At 54.4% G+C, this 19,245-nt stretch carries 15 protein-coding genes and 1 tRNA gene; 6 read left to right on the top strand and 10 right to left on the bottom strand.

Annotation, left to right across the window (positions count from 1 at the left end):
• Window positions 1-51 precede the first annotated feature (51 nt).
• Window positions 52-4,869, bottom strand: coding sequence for an ATP-dependent helicase (locus L9H78_RS03255; RefSeq protein WP_249620476.1), 4,818 nt, complete (start codon window positions 4,867-4,869; stop codon window positions 52-54).
• Between the two features lie 30 nt (window positions 4,870-4,899).
• On the opposite strand from L9H78_RS03255, the gene L9H78_RS03250 reads away from it, so the two are divergent.
• The 6 genes from L9H78_RS03250 (at window position 4,900) to L9H78_RS03225 (ending at window position 8,952) form a co-directional block, all read left to right on the top strand.
• Window positions 4,900-5,658 carry a 3'(2'),5'-bisphosphate nucleotidase CysQ gene (locus L9H78_RS03250; RefSeq protein ID WP_249620475.1) on the top strand — a complete coding sequence of 253 codons (759 nt, stop codon included), beginning with the start codon at window positions 4,900-4,902 and terminating at the stop codon, window positions 5,656-5,658.
• A gap of 107 nt (window positions 5,659-5,765) precedes the next feature.
• Window positions 5,766-6,632 carry a thymidylate synthase gene (locus L9H78_RS03245; protein ID WP_249620474.1) on the top strand — a complete coding sequence of 289 codons (867 nt, stop codon included), beginning with the start codon at window positions 5,766-5,768 and terminating at the stop codon, window positions 6,630-6,632.
• Window positions 6,633-6,637: 5 nt separating this feature from the next.
• The gene (locus L9H78_RS03240; protein ID WP_034646222.1) at window positions 6,638-7,177 is read left to right on the top strand and encodes a dihydrofolate reductase; all 540 of its coding nucleotides are present in this window, start codon (window positions 6,638-6,640) and stop codon (window positions 7,175-7,177) included.
• The gene (locus tag L9H78_RS03235) at window positions 7,178-7,465 is read left to right on the top strand and encodes a glutaredoxin domain-containing protein (RefSeq protein WP_249618463.1); all 288 of its coding nucleotides are present in this window, start codon (window positions 7,178-7,180) and stop codon (window positions 7,463-7,465) included.
• Window positions 7,466-7,569: 104 nt separating this feature from the next.
• Window positions 7,570-7,642, top strand: a tRNA-Arg gene (locus tag L9H78_RS03230).
• Between the two features lie 311 nt (window positions 7,643-7,953).
• Window positions 7,954-8,952, top strand: a complete 999-nt coding sequence (locus tag L9H78_RS03225; protein WP_249620473.1) for a DUF1906 domain-containing protein — start codon at window positions 7,954-7,956, stop codon at window positions 8,950-8,952.
• 46 nt (window positions 8,953-8,998) lie between these two features.
• Here the strand turns inward: L9H78_RS03225 and L9H78_RS03220 are convergent, their stop codons facing one another.
• The 9 genes from L9H78_RS03220 to L9H78_RS03180 form a co-directional block, all read right to left on the bottom strand.
• Complete coding sequence (locus L9H78_RS03220) at window positions 8,999-10,144, bottom strand: bifunctional 2-methylcitrate synthase/citrate synthase (protein ID WP_249620472.1); 1,146 nt, start codon at window positions 10,142-10,144, stop codon at window positions 8,999-9,001.
• 68 nt (window positions 10,145-10,212) lie between these two features.
• Window positions 10,213-11,130: a methylisocitrate lyase gene (prpB, locus tag L9H78_RS03215; RefSeq protein ID WP_249618460.1), complete on the bottom strand. Its 918-nt coding sequence runs from the start codon at window positions 11,128-11,130 to the stop codon at window positions 10,213-10,215.
• Window positions 11,130-12,641 (bottom strand): 2-methylcitrate dehydratase PrpD, encoded by a 1,512-nt coding sequence (prpD, locus tag L9H78_RS03210; protein WP_249618459.1) that lies wholly within the window; start codon window positions 12,639-12,641, stop codon window positions 11,130-11,132. The genes prpB and prpD overlap by 1 nt, the downstream gene beginning before the upstream one ends.
• A gap of 114 nt (window positions 12,642-12,755) precedes the next feature.
• The gene (locus tag L9H78_RS03205; RefSeq protein WP_249620471.1) at window positions 12,756-13,748 is read right to left on the bottom strand and encodes a hypothetical protein; all 993 of its coding nucleotides are present in this window, start codon (window positions 13,746-13,748) and stop codon (window positions 12,756-12,758) included.
• Between the two features lie 100 nt (window positions 13,749-13,848).
• Window positions 13,849-15,537, bottom strand: a complete 1,689-nt coding sequence (locus L9H78_RS03200) for a solute symporter family protein (RefSeq protein ID WP_249618457.1) — start codon at window positions 15,535-15,537, stop codon at window positions 13,849-13,851.
• A gap of 3 nt (window positions 15,538-15,540) precedes the next feature.
• The gene (locus tag L9H78_RS03195; RefSeq protein WP_023019797.1) at window positions 15,541-15,882 is read right to left on the bottom strand and encodes a DUF485 domain-containing protein; all 342 of its coding nucleotides are present in this window, start codon (window positions 15,880-15,882) and stop codon (window positions 15,541-15,543) included.
• A 394-nt stretch (window positions 15,883-16,276) separates the two neighbouring features.
• Window positions 16,277-17,140: an aldo/keto reductase gene (locus L9H78_RS03190; RefSeq protein ID WP_347276286.1), complete on the bottom strand. Its 864-nt coding sequence runs from the start codon at window positions 17,138-17,140 to the stop codon at window positions 16,277-16,279.
• A gap of 81 nt (window positions 17,141-17,221) precedes the next feature.
• Window positions 17,222-17,590 carry an FKBP-type peptidyl-prolyl cis-trans isomerase gene (locus tag L9H78_RS03185; protein WP_021352181.1) on the bottom strand — a complete coding sequence of 123 codons (369 nt, stop codon included), beginning with the start codon at window positions 17,588-17,590 and terminating at the stop codon, window positions 17,222-17,224.
• A gap of 199 nt (window positions 17,591-17,789) precedes the next feature.
• A complete protein-coding gene (locus tag L9H78_RS03180; RefSeq protein ID WP_249620469.1) occupies window positions 17,790-19,085 on the bottom strand; it encodes a citrate synthase in 1,296 nt (431 codons plus the stop codon).
• Window positions 19,086-19,245 lie beyond the last annotated feature (160 nt).

The following is a 19,245-nucleotide window of genomic DNA, read 5'->3' as shown; positions in this document are numbered from 1 at the left end:
GCCACTGCAGCAAACTCTGCTTGGATCCTTGCACCAACCAGTGCAAGCAGACTAGTTTCCCAGCCGGATACCTTTCGGGCTGAGTTTAGCGCCATGTTCTCGCATAGAAATTGCCAGTGCCGACCCCAGGATTGCTGTTCCATTGGCCTTTTCGATAATCAACGGGCGGATCCACTCTTTTTCCAATCCAGCCTGTAGCGCAGTCACCAATAATTGTGTCGGATCCTGTTCGATGTCTTCTGGTAAAGCTTCGAAAAACGTCGTCAAGGTTTTTCCGCCTCGGCTCAGATGCGCCAAACATAATCCGTCGACAAGCACAACCAGGGCACCAGCAGCACGGGACGGACGCGCACGAGCAGTGCTTCCGGTATCTGCTGTCTCACCGTCCGCACGCGGCCAATCCAACGCCGCCCCGTACGGATTCGCCGGATCAGTGGCAGCTATCAGAACTATGCTCGGCTGCGCTGTTCCCGACGGCCACCCGTGTACATCTGGAGCATCATCACAACCACGTAGCCGGTCCACCACTGCGGGCGTCGAAAACTGTGCTGCCCCCAGCCCTTCAATGAAATACCCACGTTGGGCTTTACCAGTGGATTCAAACTCACTCAATACTTTGTATGCCAAGGCGAAACCACCAGGCACATCCTCGGATACGATGCTGCCACGACTGACCACACCATAGCGGTCGAGCCAGGCCTCGCCTTGGGCTACCGAGCGTGCCGTGGCGTCGGTGTCGGCAGGTATTGTCAGTGCCCAACGCCCCACCATATCCGGCGGTGTAGCTTGAGCTGGCCGGGCGTTCTGCCCGGTGGCGAAACTCGTGCGTCCCAAGCGCAAGCGGCTGCGACGGGGCTGTCGCTTAGCTTTGTGCGCCCTGCCCGTACCACCCGCCAGCCGTGCGCGAAGCGGAGCAAAACTATCCGGGCTGACCATCCCAAGATCAACCAGGCCCCATAGGCCCTCGCGAACTGCATCACTAGAATGCAGGCTTAGCTGGTCGACGATATCCGCAAACAGATAGCCACCACCATTGTGCAAGACGTCGACGATGGCTTGCTGCACGGCCGACAGATTCGGATTTTCCCCATCCGCAATTGGCGCGAGCTGCGCCGCATATTCAGCAGGCAGCAACATGATCCAAGGGTCATTGCTCCCAGCTTGCCCCGCTCCCCGGATCAGCACTTCCCCATTGCTGGTGAGTTCGTCGAGGTGACGCGGGCTAAAACCGGGTACCCGGGACGGCAGCACCAGATGCTCCCAAGCACTCGCCGGCAACCGCACCCCGGCTAATTGCTCGACTGCTGCGAAAACCCCATCCGCCCCGCGCAGCCCTTGCTCCCTTGCACTGGCGTGGGAAGTACGAGGGCCTGTAGTCCCAACTGTGCCGGGCGCACCGCCAGGTATCTCGGTTATCTGATGCCAATCTAATAAGAAGCGAGCAAACGCTGACTCACTCACAGGTTTTTGCGCTTTGCGGGCCGCCGCCAACGAGCGCGAACGGATCTGCTTTAATACTCCCGAAGCGCAATATTCCAGTTCATCAATCCCTTGGCGGTAGTGTCCTTCCACTAACTCACCGCTGGCAGCTAATCCTTGTACGATATGCCAGGCACTGGAGATACTTAGGCCGAATGCTTGCGCAGCATCGTGTATTACAAACGGGCCTCGTGCCCGAGACCAGCGCTTTAGTAATTGTGCGAGAGCATCATCAATGGTCTCAGTAGGTGCCAGCACACCGGGTGGTACTGGTATTCCTAGTCCGTCGCGAAGCAACGCTGCATCGTGGGATTGCGCCAGATAGTCCTCGCCCACCATGCGCACCAACATCACACGTGAGCCCAACTCGCGCCGGGCTCTGGCGACAGAAATGTCTGCATATTCAGCAAACCGTGCAACTGGGATGGGTCCGATGCGTCGCAGGGTATCGGCTAATTGTTCTGCTGTCTGGGCTCGGCGATCTGGCGCAGTGTGCTGCAGCGATTCATGCACCGTCGTGATCACGCTCGGATCCAAGAGTTCACGTAGCTCCACGGTGCCCAGTAGCTTTGCCAGCAAGCTTGGGTCCAATGACAGCGCCGCTGCCCGTTTCTCAGCCAGTGGGCTATCGCCTTCATACATGAACGCGCCGGTGTAATTAAACAACAACGACGAAGAAAATGGCGATGGTTGCTCCGTGGTCACTTCCGCAATCCGAATATTGCGCTGGGCAATACCACGGGTGACCTCATTTAATGCCGGAAGATCATAGACATCTTGTAAGCATTCACGCACGGTTTCCAAAATGATAGGAAAGGACGGATACTTCCGTGCCACGTCCAGTAGTTGTTCTGCCTTTTGCCGCTGCTGCCATAGCGGGGCGCGTTTACCCGGGTTGTAGCGCGGCAATAACAGCGCACGTGCCGCGCATTCACGAAACCGCGAAGCAAATAACGCAGAATTACCCACTTGATTGGTCACTATGTCTTCGATCTCATCAGTAGCGAAGATAAACAGTGACGCATCTGGCTGCTGCTCGCCTTCAGGCACTCGCAGCACAATGCCATCATCACCGGCCACTGCTTGGGCATCCATTCCGGTGTTGTCCGCAATGCGCGCACCAACCGCTAATGCCCAGGCAGCGTTGACACCACGCCCAAAAGGGGTGTGCAAGACGACGCGCCAGTCACCGAGTTCGTCACGAAAACGTTCCAGAACCAGTGTTTTTTCATCCGGGATCAGCCCAGTTGCTTCGTATTGCTCATCCAAATAACCCAATACGTTGGCTCGCGCACGCTCATCTAATGGAAGCTCATCCAGCAAAGCCTCTCGTTTTCGGTGGGCTTCGCGTCGAAATTCGCCCAAAGCTAATCCCAGCTCATAAGGGCGTCCTAGCTGATCGCCGCTCCAAAACGGCAGACGCCCCGTGTGGCCCGGCGCGGGAGTCACGATGACTTGATCACGCGTGATGTCTTCGATGCGCCAGCTGCTCGCGCCTAGGGTGAAAACATCCCCGACGCGGGATTCGTACACCATTTCTTCGTCTAGCTCACCGACCCGGCGCGGGGTGGCTTTGCTGGTCGTGTCGCCGCGAGTGGTGCTAGCTCCAGTGGCTGTGTCTGTCGTACCCGCCAGAAAAACCCCGAACATGCCACGATCCGGGATAGTGCCGCCGCTTGTTACCGCCACTCGTTGCGAACCAGGCCGGGTAGACAAAGTGTTGCGCACCCGGTCAAACACAATGCGCGGTTTCAACTCAGAAAAATCGGTACTAGGGTACAGTCCGCTGGCCAGATCTAGCACCGATTCGAAGACCTCGCGGTCCAAATCACGATACGGCCAGGCGCGACGAATAGTAGTAAACCATTCATCTACGTCCAGATCTTCCACTGCTACCGCAGCGATGGTTTGCTGCACCAACACGTCCAGAGGATTGCGTGGAACATGGATCTTTTCGATCAATCCTGGGGCTACCCGGCCGACGGTGACTGCAGTTTGTAAGAGATCCGCGCGGTGCTTCGGGTAAAAATCTCCTTTTGAAACGGCCCCTACGCTGTGGCCGGCGCGGCCAACTCGTTGCAAGGCGGAGGCCACCGACGGCGGTGATTCTACTTGCACTACCTGTTCGACTGCCCCCATATCGATGCCTAGTTCCAATGAACTGGTCGCGACGACAGCTTTCAACGCACCTTGTTTCAGCAGGGATTCCGTCTGCGCACGTTCATCTTTAGAGACCGAGCCGTGGTGTGCGCGGGCAATAACTAATGGCGCAGTACCCGCGATATCAGTGTGTTTCATCAACTGCGCGGGGTCCCGGCGCGTCGACGTCGACAGTGATTCTGGGGCATGCTCGGCGGCATAGAGTTCGTTGAGACGAGAAGTCAGTCGCTCTGCGGTTCGCCGGGAATTCACGAACACCAGAGTGGAGTTGCATTCCATGATGGTTTGGTAGAGCTCAGCTTCGATATGCGGCCAGATTGATTTCGCGGTTGGCAACGCCGAATCACTAGCAAAGGTAGGGCTAGCAGCGTCGGGCGCACCACCGCTGCTTAACCCCAATGGATCATCGACCGTCATCTCCCCGATCGTCGAGGCTTGTTCCGGTACCGGTAAATCTGACATGTCATCTACCGGCACGCGCACAGCAAGTTCCCAAGCCTTCTGCGCTGGTGGCGCGACAATTTCCACGGCTCGGTCACCACCCAAAAACTGCGCCACGGATTCAATCGGGCGCACTGTGGCAGACAAACCGATTCGTTGTGGGTCGTCGGCGATGCGCGCCAATCGTTCTAGTGTGAGCGCTAGGTGCACCCCACGTTTACTCCCAGCTAGCGCATGGATTTCATCGACTATCACGGTGGTAACGGTCGTTAAAATCCCGGCGGCTTTACCCGTGAGCATGAGATAAGCCGATTCGGGGGTAGTGATCAAAATATCCGGCGGGCGACGCAGTTGCCGCGCGCGTTCTGCTTGCGGGGTATCACCACTGCGTACTCCGATGCTGACCGCTGGGGTATCCATACCGAGACGTTGTGCAACCCGCTCAATGCCGGTCAATGGGGCGTGTAAGTTTCGTTCGACGTCGACGCCCAAGGCTTTCAGCGGCGAAATATACAGCACCTTAACCCCGGGTTTGCCTGCGTCGGCAAGAGAGACCTGGCTGTTTCCAACCGGCAGGCTAAGCTGACCATCGCCAGCGATGAGCCCGTTAAGCGCCCAAAAGAACGCCGCCAGGGTTTTACCAGACCCCGTTGGGGCCACAACCAGCGCGTTTTTCCCTGCAGAAACCGCTTGCCAGGCTTGTTGTTGCACGGGCGTGGGCCGAGCAAAGACTTCACGAAACCAGCCTGCCACTGGCGGGCTGAAACGAGATAGGACGTCATCAGGCATGAGGCCCACTCTACGGCTACAGTATGGGGCATGACAGGCGTGTTATCAGATGTTCGACTCACCAACCTTTTGGCCCAAGGTTCCGGGGAAATTCTCAAAGGAATCCGCGGGGTTGGTTTGTTGCGGGATAAGGAGCTCGCGCAAGCCGGTGACGAGCTGGCCCAAAACTGGATCGCGCGCGTGCTTGCTCAGCATCGCCCAGACGATGGTTTTTTATCCGAGGAGGCCAAGGATAATCCCACGCGGCTGCAGAAAAAACGAGTGTGGATTGTCGACCCGCTCGATGGCACAAAAGAGTTCGCCACCGGCCGCCAGGACTGGGCTGTGCATATCGCGTTAGTCGAAGACGGAGTGCCGCTGCATGCCGCCGTCGGCCTACCTGACCTAGGTGTGGTGTTCCGTTCGTCTGATGTGCGCGCGGTATCCGGTCCGTTTTCGCGACGCATTGTGGTTTCGCGTAACCGCCCTCCAGAAATTGCAGACTACGTCGGCAAGCACATGGGTTTGCAGACCGTAAGGCTGGGTTCTGCCGGCGCTAAAGCAATGAAAGTCCTGCTAGGCGACGTTGATGCCTATATCCATTCCGGTGGACAATATGAGTGGGACCAGGCCGCGCCCGTCGGAGTGGCCCAAGCAGCCGGTTTGCACGTTAGTCGCTTGGACGGTTCGCAGCACCGGTTCAACCGCGCCGATACCTATATCCCGGATTTGTTGATCTGCCGGAAAGAACTTGCCGACGACATGTTGGGCCATATCGCGGATTACAAAGCAGCCAACGGCCACTATTAATCGTTAACTGTCTATGGCTGGTTATACATGACTGGTTGTTCATGCCTAGCTGTCCATGGCTGGTTGTTAATCGGCAGCGATGGGTACGCGCTAGTAAACTATGGCTCATGACTAAGTCGGCAACTAGCTCCGAAACTGACCCCACGAGTAGCGCCCATCCCCAAGCCGCTAGCAATACGATCCGCACTCCCTACGAGGATTTATTGCGCGATGTCCTAAACAACGGCACAGCTAAGCAGGACCGCACTGGAACCGGGACCACCAGCGTGTTCGGCCGACAGTTGCGGTATAACTTAGCTGAATCCTTCCCGCTGTTGACCACTAAAAAAGTCTATTTCCACGCGGTAGTCGGTGAGTTGTTGTGGTTTTTGCGTGGCGATTCCAACGTGGCGTGGTTGCAGGAGAACGGTGTGCGCATTTGGAATGAATGGGCCGATGATAACGGTGAATTAGGGCCGGTTTATGGCGTGCAATGGCGTTCGTGGCCAACCCCAGATGGCGGGCATATCGACCAAATCGCCCAAGCCGTCCACAACCTGCGAGAAAACCCGGATTCACGGCGCATGGTAGTCAGTGCTTGGAACGTCGCCGAGTTGGATGACATGGCATTAATGCCCTGCCATTTATTGTTCCAATTATACGTCGCGGACGGCAGGCTCTCACTACAGGTTTACCAGCGCAGCGCGGACCTGTTTTTGGGTGTGCCTTTCAACATCGCTTCCTACGCTTTACTGACGCATATGCTCGCCCAACAGGCTGGGCTGGAAGTCGGCGAGCTGATCTGGACCGGTGGCGACTGCCATATCTACAACGATCACTTCGATCAGGTACGTGAGCAACTACGCCGCGAGCCACGCGCTTACCCACAACTGCGTTTGCGCAAAGCTGCCAGCATTTTCGATTATGAGTTTTCCGATATCGCGGTCGAGGGCTATGACCCGCACCCGTCGATCAAAGCACAGGTCTCGGTGTAGTGACCATGCTGGGAGCAATTTGGGCGCAATCACTCGACGGAATTATTGGCGACGGGGTGGCCATGCCGTGGCATGTGCCGGAGGATCTCGCGCATTTCAAAGAAATCACCACGGGCGCACCGGTGATCATGGGACGCAAGACCTGGCAGTCGCTTCCCCAGCAATTCCGCCCACTACCTGGGCGGGACAACTACGTATTGTCATCGGCAAGCCCAGGTAGCTGGTCTGCCGGCGCCGAGGTTATCGGCTCGCTTGCCGACGTCGCGCAGTTACACACTGCATGGATTCTGGGCGGTGGCAAAGTCTACGAGGCAACCTTGGGCGATGTCGACCGGTTAGAGATCACCCTGATGGGGGCGAATATTGGTAGCATTTATGGGCAGCGGGCCGTGTATGCTCCCGATGTTCCCGATGATTTCGGTCTGGTAGCAGATAGCGATTGGCAAGTCTCTGCGAATGGACACTTGCAAATTCCGGGGCATGAGCCCAGTGATTTACCGCTCAAATATCGATTCTTAACCTACGAACGAAAGGCAGCAGCCTAAATGTCTGACGTACAAACCCCAGAAACCTCCCACGACGTGACCATCTTCGCTGCCAGCTGGTGCCCGTTTTGCCGCAAGCTGATCGGTGATTTGGAAGCCAATGGCACCCCATTTGCGGTGATCGATCCAGACTCGGAAGAAGGCCAAGCCAAAAACGCCAACCCATGGATCGAGTCTGTCAACGATGGCAACCGCATCATTCCAACGGTGCTGTTTTCTGATGGTTCCTCGATGACGAACCCACCTGCCAGTGATGTAGCGAAAAAGTTGGAAGAACTCCAGGGTTAAAATTTTACTGCCTGCCGCGAAGAGTGCGGCTCGCACCGGTGCATTCGCCCGAAATTTTCGTGTGCGCTAAGCTAATGGCTGGCCGGAATACCCGGCCGGTGTCGGCCCCAGTAGCTCAGGGGATAGAGCACGGCTCTCCTAAAGCCGGTGTCGGTGGTTCGAATCCACTCTGGGGCACATTTTTTCTGAGATATTTCGTGTCATCTCGAGACATCATTCCTATGATGGCTCGAGATTTCTTGTTTTCTCGGGCGCTTAAGCCTTGGTTTTAGGGATTTTATGAGGTCTGTGCAAAGTCTATTGCAGCCCAAGCCGGTTCACTGATTCACGCCTTTGCAACGTTTTATTTTTTGAGAGTTTCAACTTCCTGAACTCCTAGCTCCCCTAAGCGATAACTTAGCGCGCCAGCACTCGCGTTTTAACCCCGAAACTGTTGTTACTACTGATATTGTTGTGACGATTGTTCATTCCTGATTGGAGGAATCTTGATGAATACCGGTCGCAATTTCAGCCGACGCTCTCTATTCCGCACTACCGGCGCCCTCGCGATAGCTGGCGCTTTTGCCAGCACCAGCACAACTATCGCTGCCCCACACGCTGCAGCAGCAAACGGCCCTGGCCCGATCTTGGGCCGGGTGCTCGATTACGCTGCCGGCGTACCTTCTGCCCGTGCCATCAAGGACGGCGGCTTCCTCGGTGCCGTACGCTATGTCTCTGAGCGCCGACCAGGTGCAGAGTGGATGCTAGGCAAACCCGTCAGCGCCACGGAAACCAACAACCTGGCAGCACTCGGCTTGGAAACCGCCTCGGTTTACCAATTCGGCCGCGCCGCAACTGCAGACTGGAAACAAGGCGCCTTAGGCGCCGCCACCCACGCACCAAAGGCGATCGCTCTACATCGCAGCGCAGGTGGCCCAACCGGCCGTCCTATCTATATTGCCATTGACGACAACCCCACCCGGGGCGAATACGATTCTTTAATTGCCCCCTACCTCCGTGCTTTTGAAGCACTACTGAAGGCTGCCGGATATTCTGCCGGAATCTACGGCAACTACAACGTCATCGACTGGGCTATCAAAGATGGCATTGGCTCCTACTTCTGGATGCATGACTGGGGTTCTGGCGGAAAAATCCACCCCCGCACGACTATCCATCAGCTGCCGCAGAATAAGCAGCAAACTATTGGTGGCGTGGTCTGCGACATTAATAATGTCTACGCTCATGATTGGGGCCAGTGGAAGCCAGGCGTTGCCTCTGGTGCGGGACGGACTCCACAAAATAACCAAAATCAGCGTCTCCCACAAGGCCCACAGCAGAACACACCAGGTCAATTCCCAGCTATTCCAGGTAGCACGACGCCACCGAATGTTGCCGAGCTGCAACGGCTCAGCTCTGACCCTGCAGTACAGCAAGGTGCGCGCACGGTGCAAGAGTTGCTGAAACTCGCACAGGATAACGCGCACCTTGCAAAACAATTCGGGCTCTAAAAGCCTAGATTCCCTAGGCTTGTGGTGCCCTAGTTCGTCCGACAGACTAGTTTGCTGCTGGAACCGAGCGCTCCTCTGGCCCGTTGTATGCCGACAGTGGGCGGATCAGTGAGTTGTTTTCGTACTGCTCCAAGATGTGTGCCGTCCAACCCGTGATACGTGCCATCACAAAAATTGGGGTGAAGAATTCGATCTCTAATCCCAACAGATAGTAGGCAGGACCAGCCGGGAAGTCCAGGTTTGGTTTGATCTTGATGGAAGTATTTTCTTCCATCGTTTTGGCCATGATGTCGTACATCTCAACCCACTTGTCCGCGCCTGGAGTGTTAGCCGCGAGCTTTTTGAATGCGGCTTCCATCGTCGGCACCCGGGAGTCGCCGGTTTTGTATACGCGATGGCCGAAGCCCATGACTACTTGTTTGCTGGCTAAACGATCTTTACACCACTGCTCTGCCTTGTCCGGATCACCGATTTCGATCATGTTATGCATCACAGCTTCATTCGCACCACCGTGCAATGGCCCCTTCAAAGCACCGATACCACCGGTCACCGCGGAATATACATCGGAGGTCGTAGAGGTAATCACGCGTGAGCTAAACGTCGAGGCGTTAAAGGAATGTTCTGCGTACAGGATCAGAGATCGGTCAAAGGCTTGGATGGCTTCTTTCTGCAACGCCGGAGAATTATCCTCATCTCCGAATACCATCCACAAAAAGTTTTCGGCAAAGCCTTTTTCTTTCGACGGCTCCACATATCCCTTGCCCTTACGGCGACGAATATCCAACGCGACAGCAGTGGGGAATTTCGCGAGCAGACGCAGCCCAATCTCGCGGATATGGTCGGCATCGCGTGTAAAATGTTCATCGAACTGGCCCACGAACGAAGTAAAGGTGCGCAGCGTGTCCATCGGGTGGGCATCCTTCGGCATCGATTCAATCAAGTTGATCTCTGCCTCGGTCAGTCCGCGCAATTCACGCTCGGAAGCAGCAAATTCTTCCAGCTGTCCGGAGTCAGGTAGCTCGCCGTTCCACAGCAAATAGGCTACTTCTTCAAAAATGCAGTGCTTCGCCAACTCTTGCACGGGATAGCCCGCATAAGTCAATGAGTTGGTCTCTGGCATTACCTTCGAGACCGCGGTGTAATCTGCCACGACCCCGTACAGGCCCTTACGAATTTCAGATTTGGTAGTCATTACAAGCTCCTTCCTGAGCTTTTGCTAGAACGGCGATGCTGACCTGCACGCCGTATTGATCGTTTAGATCACAGATTCTGCTCCGGTGAATAGGTAAATACGTCTTGGTCGAACGCGTTGTAGTCCTCGTAGCGCACGAGTTCGTACAGCCGCGAGCGGTGCTGCATATCGTCCAACCAGGATTTCTGGTCGCCGTTGTCGCCCAGGTCGCGCAGGAAGCGTTCGGTCGCCCCCATAGCAACCCGGAACGACGAAACCGGCCAGATCACGGCGTTATAACCGATGGATTCCAGCGTTTTCGCGTTTTGCAGCTCGGTCTTGCCGAATTCCGTCATATTCGCCAGCAAAGGCGTGTCGACTGCCGCACGGAATTTCTCAAAGTCGTCCGTGGTACGCAACGCTTCAGTGAAAATCAGATCTGCCCCGGCTTCGGTATAGGCCTTCGCCCGATCGATAGCATCATCGATGCCGTTGACGCCTGCAGCATCTGTGCGGGCACAGATCACGAAATCCTTGTCGCGCCGCTGGCCGACGGCTGCCGAAATGCGGCGCACCATTAACTCCGTCGACACAACTTCTTTTCCGTCCAGGTGCCCGCAGCGCTTCGGGTTGACCTGGTCTTCCAGGTGACAACCTGCCAGTCCTGCGTCTTCCAGCGCGGAAATGGTGCGGGCTGCCGACATGGGCTCACCAAAACCGGTATCGGCATCAACCAGCACAGGCAGCTCGGTCGCGCGTGCGATCTGGCCGGATCGCTGTGCAACCTCGGTGAGCGTCGTCAAGCCAATATCTGGCAAACCGAGGTCATTAGCAAGCACCGCGCCGGAAACATAAACACCCGAGAAGCCACCAATATCTTCGATAAGCTTCGCAGTCAGCGGGTTAAAGGCTCCCGGCAACGTAGTGATCTGCGGTGCGTTCAGAGACTCACGGAAATTCTTGCGCTTCTGGTTTGCAGTGGTCTGGGAAGAAAATAATCCCGCCATTAGAAAATCCCCTTCGGTGTCTGTGGTGCCTGGGCCAACACGTCGTCAGAAACCTGGATATTCAGCTCACGAAGGTCGGTAAGGTTTTCCAGGTTGTCAACAGCTGCCAGGAATCGCTCTTGTTCTTCCTCAGAGACGATGCCCTCTGCCAGAGTTCGGAACTTAGTGCGGTAGTTCTCGCGCTCAAATGGGCGTGCGCCAAGTGGGTGGGCATCGGCAACCGCCATCTCGTCTTCCACAACGGTGCCATCTTTAAAGGTGATAACAGCCTTGGCACCAAAGGCCTTTTCGTTTGGGTCCGTCGAGTGGTAGCGCTTCGTCCACGCTGGGTCTTCCACGGTTGAGACCTTGTGCCACAGTTCGACGGTGTCTGCCCTCTGTGCGCGCTCGGGTGCGTAACTGTCGATGTGGTGCCAGTCTCCATCTTGCAGTGCTACCGCAAAGATGTACATGATCGAGTGATCCAGCGTCTCACGGGATGCATGCGGATCCATCTTTTGTGGATCGTTGGCACCGGTACCGATGACATAGTGGGTGTGATGCGAAGTGTGCAGCACGATAGATTCAATATCGGCGATATCCAGGCCCTTGTCTTCCAAAGACTTCTTCATCCGGCGTGCCAAGTCAATTGGAGCCTGCGATTGATATTCTGCGGAGTGCTCTTTGGTGTAGGTCTCCAGGATGGCGCGCTTTTCCTCACCTTCATCAGGCAGGGGAACGGTATAAGTTTTGTCTGGAGAATGCAGCATCCAGGCGATGAATCCGTCTTCACCTTCCCAAATCGGCGCCGGTGCACCCTCCCCACGCATAGTGCGGTCGACAGCTTCGATTGCCATCTTGCCAGCAAACGCTGGAGCGTAGGCCTTCCACGATGAAATCAAACCCTTGCGGGACTGACGAGTGGCTGTGGTGGTGTGCAGAGCCTGGCCGATAGCCTGGTAAATGGTGTCCACATCCAGGTTCAGCATGGTACCGATGCCAGCAGCTACCGACGGCCCGAGATGCGCAACGTGGTCAATCTTAAACTCATGCAAGCAGATGCCCTTGACCAGGTTGACTTGGATTTCGTATCCGGTAGCGATTCCGCGGATCAATGCTTTACCATCGAGTCCCTTGTGCTGGGCAACAGCTAAAATCGGTGGAATATTATCACCTGGGTGGGAGTATTCCGCCGCCAAGAAAGTATCGTGAAAGTCTAATTCACGCACCGCAGTGCCGTTAGCAAGAGCAGCCCATTCTGCGGAATAGTTACCGTCCACGCCGAATACGGTCGCTCCCCCATCGCTAACCGGGTGCGCGGTAGCCATAGTGCGCGCAGAGGTTACAGGACGGCGAACCAGCGAAGCCATTGCGACCGAAGCGTTGTCGATAAGCCGGTTTTTGATCATCTCAGCAGTATCAGACGGAACCTCGACAGGATCAGCAGCAACCTTGGCAATCTTGTGTGCCAAATGCTCCTCATACGGGAAGTCTTCTGCAGAAGGTCTAGTTCGCACTTCGTGGTCGATCATAATGTGACACGAGTCCTTTCAGGTATGAATATGATATGGATTACAAATTTATCCTAACATGATTCAACCCGCAATAGGTCTGGCTGGATCGACAACAGCCAGGGGCAAACAGCGTTATTTCAGATACGGAATAAACTGTTTCTCAGCGATTTCGGAGAGGTCATCTGCGCTACCGGTGATTGCGGCAGCAGCTACGAAGTCTTTACCGAACGAGACCGAGGAATGCAGGCTGCGATCGTCCGACCAGCCCCATTTCGTCCCTTGCACTCCAGGCAACTTGGCTGTACCAAAATCCTGCTCATACCCGTCAGCTGCCACGGGGACCGTACGTTTCATCATCTCTAGAAGTGGATGTTTCGGATCTTCATCTTTGATTTGTGCGATGAAGCTAACTACGTCGTAGGTAGACGTGACAGAAAAACCCCACTTGGTGCCGGCTCGCGTCGAAAACAATCGATAGTCTTCTGCAACTTCATCGATGGATTCCGGATATTGCGCCCACAGCTTGTCGGCCGCCGCATCACTCGATTCGGTAATCATAGCATCGACAAGCTTTTTATCTGATTCATCGCCATTTTCTAGGACATATTCCGCTATAAACAATTTCACCAAGGATAAGGCCGGGCGGGCCATGCGATCACTGGTACTACCAAGCTTGGAATTATCAGAAAATCGATACAAAGTGAACTGGCTACCCTGTTGATTTTCCACGAAATCAATTTTCTTCGGACGCAAGATATTGCTGTCCTCAGTTAGTTGAGAACGATTAGCCTTCTTCGACCCCCGAGAAGCTGGCTCTGCTTTTTCTTCACCTGACCCAAAACTTGCGGAATCGTTGCCCCTGGTTTTAGCAACGTCATGCCCACTGCGATCGACGGAAGCTCGGGCATCAGATAATTCTCCGTTCGGGCTGACCGACAGATGCGAAGCACTCATTCCGCTATGGGAGCCAACGAACGCCACGGCGACGATCACCGCCACTGCCGATGTTAAGAGACCCCAACTCAAAACCTTAATCCCGAGCAGTCCAGAACCAGACTGAACGGCTGAAACCTGCGGCGTCGATGAGGTGGAATCTGCGTTTCCGAAATCTTTTGAGCGCGTCACAAATACATATCCTACAAAAGCAAAATCCCTTAACGTTAACCTACGCTAAGGGATTTCTGTGGAGAGCTAGCAGTCACTAGCTAGTTCGCTGCGAACAGCTTTAATGATCAACTGGTGCTTCCACACCTACGCCCGTCATCGAACGAACTTCCATTTCTGCCGCCAAATGGTCAAGGTTGTCCGGCTTAGAGAGCACGGTACCCAAATAACCAGCCAGGAAGGCCAGTGGAATGGAAACCAGACCTGGAGAAGTCAGTGGGAAGATTGCCCAGTCTGCGCCCGGCACCATCGAAGATTCGCTGCCAGAAACGGCTGGCGAGAAGAAAATCAACAACAGGGAGCCGATTAGACCGGTGTACATCGAGGCAATAGCACCGGTGGTATTGAATTTGCGCCAGTACAACGAGTACAGGATCGTCGGCAAGTTTGCGGAGGCTGCAATAGCGAAGGCCAACGAAACCAAGAAAGCCACGTTCTGCTCCATCGCCAAGATGCCCAGGACAACCGAGGCAATTCCAAGCACGATCACAGTGATGCGGGAAATACGAACCTGGGATTCTTCCGATGCCTCACCGTCGCGAAGCACCGCGTCATAAATATCGTGAGCCACCGAGGCGGATGCCGTAATCGTCAAACCTGCCACGACCGCAAGCACTGTCGCGAATGCCACCGCGGCGACGACGGCCATAAAGATTGGTCCCATCAATTCAAGGGCCAGCAGTGGTGCAGCCGCATTTGCGCCGCCTGGGGCGTCAACGATGAGATCCGGGCCAACCAGTGCCGCCGCGCCGTAACCCAGAACCAAGGTCATCAGGTAGAACGAGCCGATAATGACAATAGCCCAGGTCACTGAACGGCGCGCCTCGACCGCAGTAGGAACGGTGTAGAAACGCATCAGCACGTGTGGCAGGCCACCAACACCGAAGAGCAGTGAAACACCCAATGAAATGAAGTCCAACTGCGTCCAAATATCCGAACCATATTTCAATCCTGGCTTCATGATGTCTTCGGCCTCATAGGCGCGTTCGGCCAGGAATGCAGAGTTACGGTGGGTTTCTACTGCCTGATCAAACAGCGTGGTGAAGCCACCACCAGCAGCGATAAAGGTCAAGATAATCATGACAACTACAGCAGTAACCAGCAAAACAGCTTTGATCATCTGCACATAGGTTGTGCCCTTCATTCCGCCGATTAGCACGTATGCGGTCATAACCGCACCAACGATACCGACGGTAACGTACTGCCACACTTTTTGATCCAGTCCAAGAAGAACCGAAACCAGTGAACCGGCACCAGCCATCTGCGCAACCAAGTAGAACAGCGAAACAAATACTGTGGCGATAGCAGCGGCCAGACGGACAGGTTTTTGCCGTAAACGGAACGAAAGTACGTCGGCCATGGTGAATCGACCCACGTTACGCATTGGTTCAGCAACCAGTAACAACGCAAACAACCATGCTACGAAGAAACCGATGGAATACAAGAATCCGTCGTAGCCATACAATGCGATTGCGCCGACGATGCCGAGGAATGACGCCGCAGATAGGTAATCACCCGAAATCGCCAAACCGTTTTGGCGTCCGGAGAACTGTCCACCACCAGTATAAAAGTCGGAAGCTTCTGAAGTGGTCTTACCAGCGCGCGTCACGATCGCCATGGTGACGATGATAAAGCCGGCAAAAACGGCAATATTGATCAACGGGTTACCCGCATCAAGGCCCTCTTCAGCTGCTGCCTGGGCTACGGTGGTCACGTTTGTACTTGCCTGTGCAAGCGAAGCGGAAAACATAGCTTAGCCCTCCATTTTCTCACGGATGGCCGACTGACGCGGCTCCAGGTTTTTATTAGCAAATTTCACATACATCCAGGTGATCATGAACGTCGTGACAAATTGGGCAATGCCAAGCACCAGCCCGATGTTGAAGCCGCCGCCAACCTCAAGGGCCATGGCTTCTGGGAAGAACGTGGCGACCACGAGGTATGCGAAAAACCACAACAGAGCGAGAATAATCGCGGGGAACGTAAACCCGCGGAAACGGGTTTTAAGATCGGCAAATTCTTCTGATTTGCTCATCGCAATAAATTCTTCGGACGTAGCTTTACGCCGGGGGTTGTTGGAAGGAGCTCCTGCCATAATCTCTCCTATTACTTCTGGGGCGACGTTTCCACGTCACATTCCTGTTCACTTCACTGTGAAACACTGCCCGCACATGAATACGGGCAAGACTTTCGTGCGAAACACATGTTACCTTGCTTACAGTGACGAGAATAACTTGGCCCCCATCACAGGAAGGTTTCATGAAGGAAATTACCCCCGTTAGATATGCTTACCTGCAGGAATCAATTTTCAGGCCATCCCCCATGAAGCATTCATACAGATAGACCACACCACCATGTGACGAAACTTTCTGTGACGAAGCTGAGTTCGTATGAATGCTGCTACCCGGGCTTCACAGAATAAAAGCCGAGCTAATGTCGAAATCCCCCGTACGCTGAAAGCTTACCCCCCCTGCCGTACGCTAAAAGCTTTATGCCTGATCCGGGAACGTAGCAGGATCACCGAAAATTCGACCGAAACCGGGCATGCCCGCTAGGGCATCAATGGTTGCCGTATCTTCTGGCAGAAGCCGTAGATCGATCGCGCCAGCATTTTCTGCCAACCGTTCACGGGACGAGGCCTTTGGCACGACAGATATCTCTTTGTCCAACAGATAGCGCAGTACGACTTGAGCCACGGACGCCCCAACGCGTTCAGCAATCATTTCCAGCTGTGGGTTTTGCAAGACAATGCCGCGAGCTAATGGCGACCACGCTTCTACCCTTGTACCAATTTTCTGATTTGCAGCGAGCTGCTCTGGCTGGTGAAACCCTGGGTGTAATTCAATCTGATTGAGGCTGGGCGCACTGCCGGTCGCTGCAACCAATTTCTCGAGGTGTTCTGCATTGAAATTCGCCACACCTGCGGAAACTAGTTCATCAGTCTCGCTAATCTCTAAGAGCGATTCCCAGGTTTCGACGTATTTGCCGCCCTGAGGGTACGGCCAATGGATTAAGAAATTATCGAGGTAGCCAACGTCCAGTCTGCGCAATGAATCACTAAAACCTTGTTTTGCTTCTGCCTTACCGTGTTGGTCGTGCCAAAGTTTGCTGACAACATACAGTTCTTCACGAGTAACATCACCAGCTTTAATAGCATCGTTTAAAGCTCGCCCGACGGCTTCTTCATTCTCGTAAATTCGTGCGGTATCAAAATGTCGGTAGCCAAGTTCGATGGCTGTCCGCACGATTGACTCAACTTTGTCTGGAGAAATTTTGTAGGTCCCCAAACCAAGTTGCGGCATGCTGGCGGAATCATTCAAATCAAAAGTCGGCATAGGCTGTGGATTAGACATACCTCCCATAATGCCACCAAACGCAAAAAAGGCGCCGAGATCGCAAATGCGATCCCCGGCGCCTCGCATGCACCTGTTAATTTAATTTTCTTCGTTGACTGACAACAAATCGATCATGAAAACCAAAGTGCGGCCAGACAAAGGGTGCCCACCGCCTGCAGGCCCATAAGCTTTGTCTGGCGGAATGATCAGTTGGCGACGGCCGCCAACCTTCATACCAGGAATGCCTTCTTGCCACCCGGCAATCAGACCCTGCAACGGGAATTCAATGGACTGCCCACGATCCCAGGAAGAGTCGAATTCCTGGCCGGTTTCGTAATCGACGCCGACGTAGTGCACCTCAACAAAGCATCCCGGCTTTGCCTCGTGTCCGTCTCCAACAACGATGTCCTCGGAAACGAGATCACCCGGTGCTGGGCCCGAAAACTCTTGAATCTCGGGTTTTTCCATTGCCATAATTCTCCTTGCAAACTGGGAAATATCTTCTCGCTGACCGGAATAGTCAGCACTGCTCTATACAGCGGATGTGCTGATACCTTTCAACGATGGAAAGTGGCAGCCAAAAAAGCTGGACCTAGCGGAACTAGATCCAGCCTAGGCGTTTAGCAGGCGTTAGTCAGGAATGACGCGCCTGCCATACGCAGAAGGTTTAGCGCTGATCCAGTGATGGGACGTCACGACGGCTCTCACCGGTGTAAATCTGACGCGGACGGTTAATCTTCGTCTGCTCAGTCAACTGTTCACGGTACTGCGCGATCCATCCCGGCAGACGACCCATGGCAAACAGAACGGTAAAGAAGTCCGTTGGGAAGCCCATGGCGCGATAAATCAGGCCGGTGTAGAAGTCGACGTTCGGATACAGCTTACGCTCAACGAAGTAATCGTCGTTAAGAGCAATTTCCTCAAGCTTCATAGCCAAATCCAGCATTGGATCGCCGCCCAAGTGCTCCAGAATCTCATGTGCGGATTCTTTGACGATGGCCGCGCGCGGGTCGTAGTTCTTGTACACGCGGTGACCGAAGCCCATCAGGCGAACGCCCTTTTCCTTGTTCTTCACGCGGTTCATGAACTCAGTTGCATCACCATCGTGGTTGTTCTGAATGTCATCCAACATCTCCAGAACCGCCTGGTTAGCACCACCGTGCAATGGGCCAGACAAAGCGTTAATACCGCCAGCGATCGAAACAAACATGTTGGCCTGCGCCGAACCAACCATGCGTACGGTGGAAGTAGAACAGTTTTGCTCGTGATCAGCGTGCAGAATGAGCAGCTTATCCAGCGCCTTAGCCAAGACTGGGTCTACGTCGTACTTCTCGGTTGGGTAGCCAAACATCATGCGCAGGAAGTTCGAGGCTGGATCCAGAGAGTTATCTGGGTACATGTATGGCTTACCCTGCGAAGCCCGGTATGCGTACGCGGCGAGCATAGGAACCTTAGCCAACAGGCGAATGGTAGCTTTGTCCAGCTGCTTTTCATCCAGTGGGTTCAGCTCATTTTGGTAATAGGTCGACAGAATGTTAACGGAAGATGCCAACACTGCCATTGGGTGTGCATCCCTCGGGAAGATATTGAACTGCGCCTTGAAATCCTCATCCAACAAAGTGTGGCGCAGAATTTCATCATTCCAGGAATCGAGTTGCTGTTTGTTCGGCAGCTCGCCCTTAATCAGCAGATAAGCAACTTCATTGAAGCTACAGTTGTTAGCCAAGTCCGCAATGTCGTAACCACGGTGGCGCAAAATTCCTTCATCACCATCAATAAAGGTGATTTTCGATTCAGTCGAACCTGTAGATACATAGCCCGGATCGTAAGTTACATACCCCGTTTCGCCGAGCATCTTCCCCAGGCTAAGACCTGAGTTGCCCTCAGTTGCTTTAACGATTGGCAGTTCGTACTCACCACCAGGGTAGTGAAGTACAGCCTTGTCATTATTGTCAGAAGCCACAATGAACCTTTCGCTAATTGGTTGAATCGCAATGTTCGATGATACGGAAAACGACTCACCTACGGTGGACACGGCCAATGAGAGCCGCATCCTGGTGACACTCATACTACCAAACTATGTGACGCCATCAACATTCTTTCCGCTCTAGTGGCCCAAAACT

It is taken from the genome of Corynebacterium pseudodiphtheriticum, assembly GCF_023509295.1.
GTDB lineage: Bacteria > Actinomycetota > Actinomycetes > Mycobacteriales > Mycobacteriaceae > Corynebacterium > Corynebacterium pseudodiphtheriticum.
Note: the sequence above shows the minus strand (reverse complement) of the source record. Positions and strands in the feature narration are given on the sequence as shown.

What these genes read in the sequence shown, in the direction of transcription:
- L9H78_RS03185 (WP_021352181.1), bottom strand. Translation starts at nt 17,590, where the DNA reads ATGGAAAAACCCGAGATTCAAGAGTTTTCGGGCCCAGCACCGGGTGAT.
- L9H78_RS03255 (WP_249620476.1), bottom strand. Translation starts at nt 4,869, where the DNA reads ATGCCTGATGACGTCCTATCTCGTTTCAGCCCGCCAGTGGCAGGCTGG.
- L9H78_RS03240 (WP_034646222.1), top strand. Translation starts at nt 6,638, where the DNA reads ATGCTGGGAGCAATTTGGGCGCAATCACTCGACGGAATTATTGGCGAC.
- L9H78_RS03195 (WP_023019797.1), bottom strand. Translation starts at nt 15,882, where the DNA reads ATGGCAGGAGCTCCTTCCAACAACCCCCGGCGTAAAGCTACGTCCGAA.
- prpD (WP_249618459.1), bottom strand. Translation starts at nt 12,641, where the DNA reads ATGATCGACCACGAAGTGCGAACTAGACCTTCTGCAGAAGACTTCCCG.
- L9H78_RS03200 (WP_249618457.1), bottom strand. Translation starts at nt 15,537, where the DNA reads ATGTTTTCCGCTTCGCTTGCACAGGCAAGTACAAACGTGACCACCGTA.
- prpB (WP_249618460.1), bottom strand. Translation starts at nt 11,130, where the DNA reads ATGGCGGGATTATTTTCTTCCCAGACCACTGCAAACCAGAAGCGCAAG.
- L9H78_RS03250 (WP_249620475.1), top strand. Translation starts at nt 4,900, where the DNA reads ATGACAGGCGTGTTATCAGATGTTCGACTCACCAACCTTTTGGCCCAA.
- L9H78_RS03245 (WP_249620474.1), top strand. Translation starts at nt 5,766, where the DNA reads ATGACTAAGTCGGCAACTAGCTCCGAAACTGACCCCACGAGTAGCGCC.
- L9H78_RS03190 (WP_347276286.1), bottom strand. Translation starts at nt 17,140, where the DNA reads ATGTCTAATCCACAGCCTATGCCGACTTTTGATTTGAATGATTCCGCC.
- L9H78_RS03225 (WP_249620473.1), top strand. Translation starts at nt 7,954, where the DNA reads ATGAATACCGGTCGCAATTTCAGCCGACGCTCTCTATTCCGCACTACC.
- L9H78_RS03220 (WP_249620472.1), bottom strand. Translation starts at nt 10,144, where the DNA reads ATGACTACCAAATCTGAAATTCGTAAGGGCCTGTACGGGGTCGTGGCA.
- L9H78_RS03235 (WP_249618463.1), top strand. Translation starts at nt 7,178, where the DNA reads ATGTCTGACGTACAAACCCCAGAAACCTCCCACGACGTGACCATCTTC.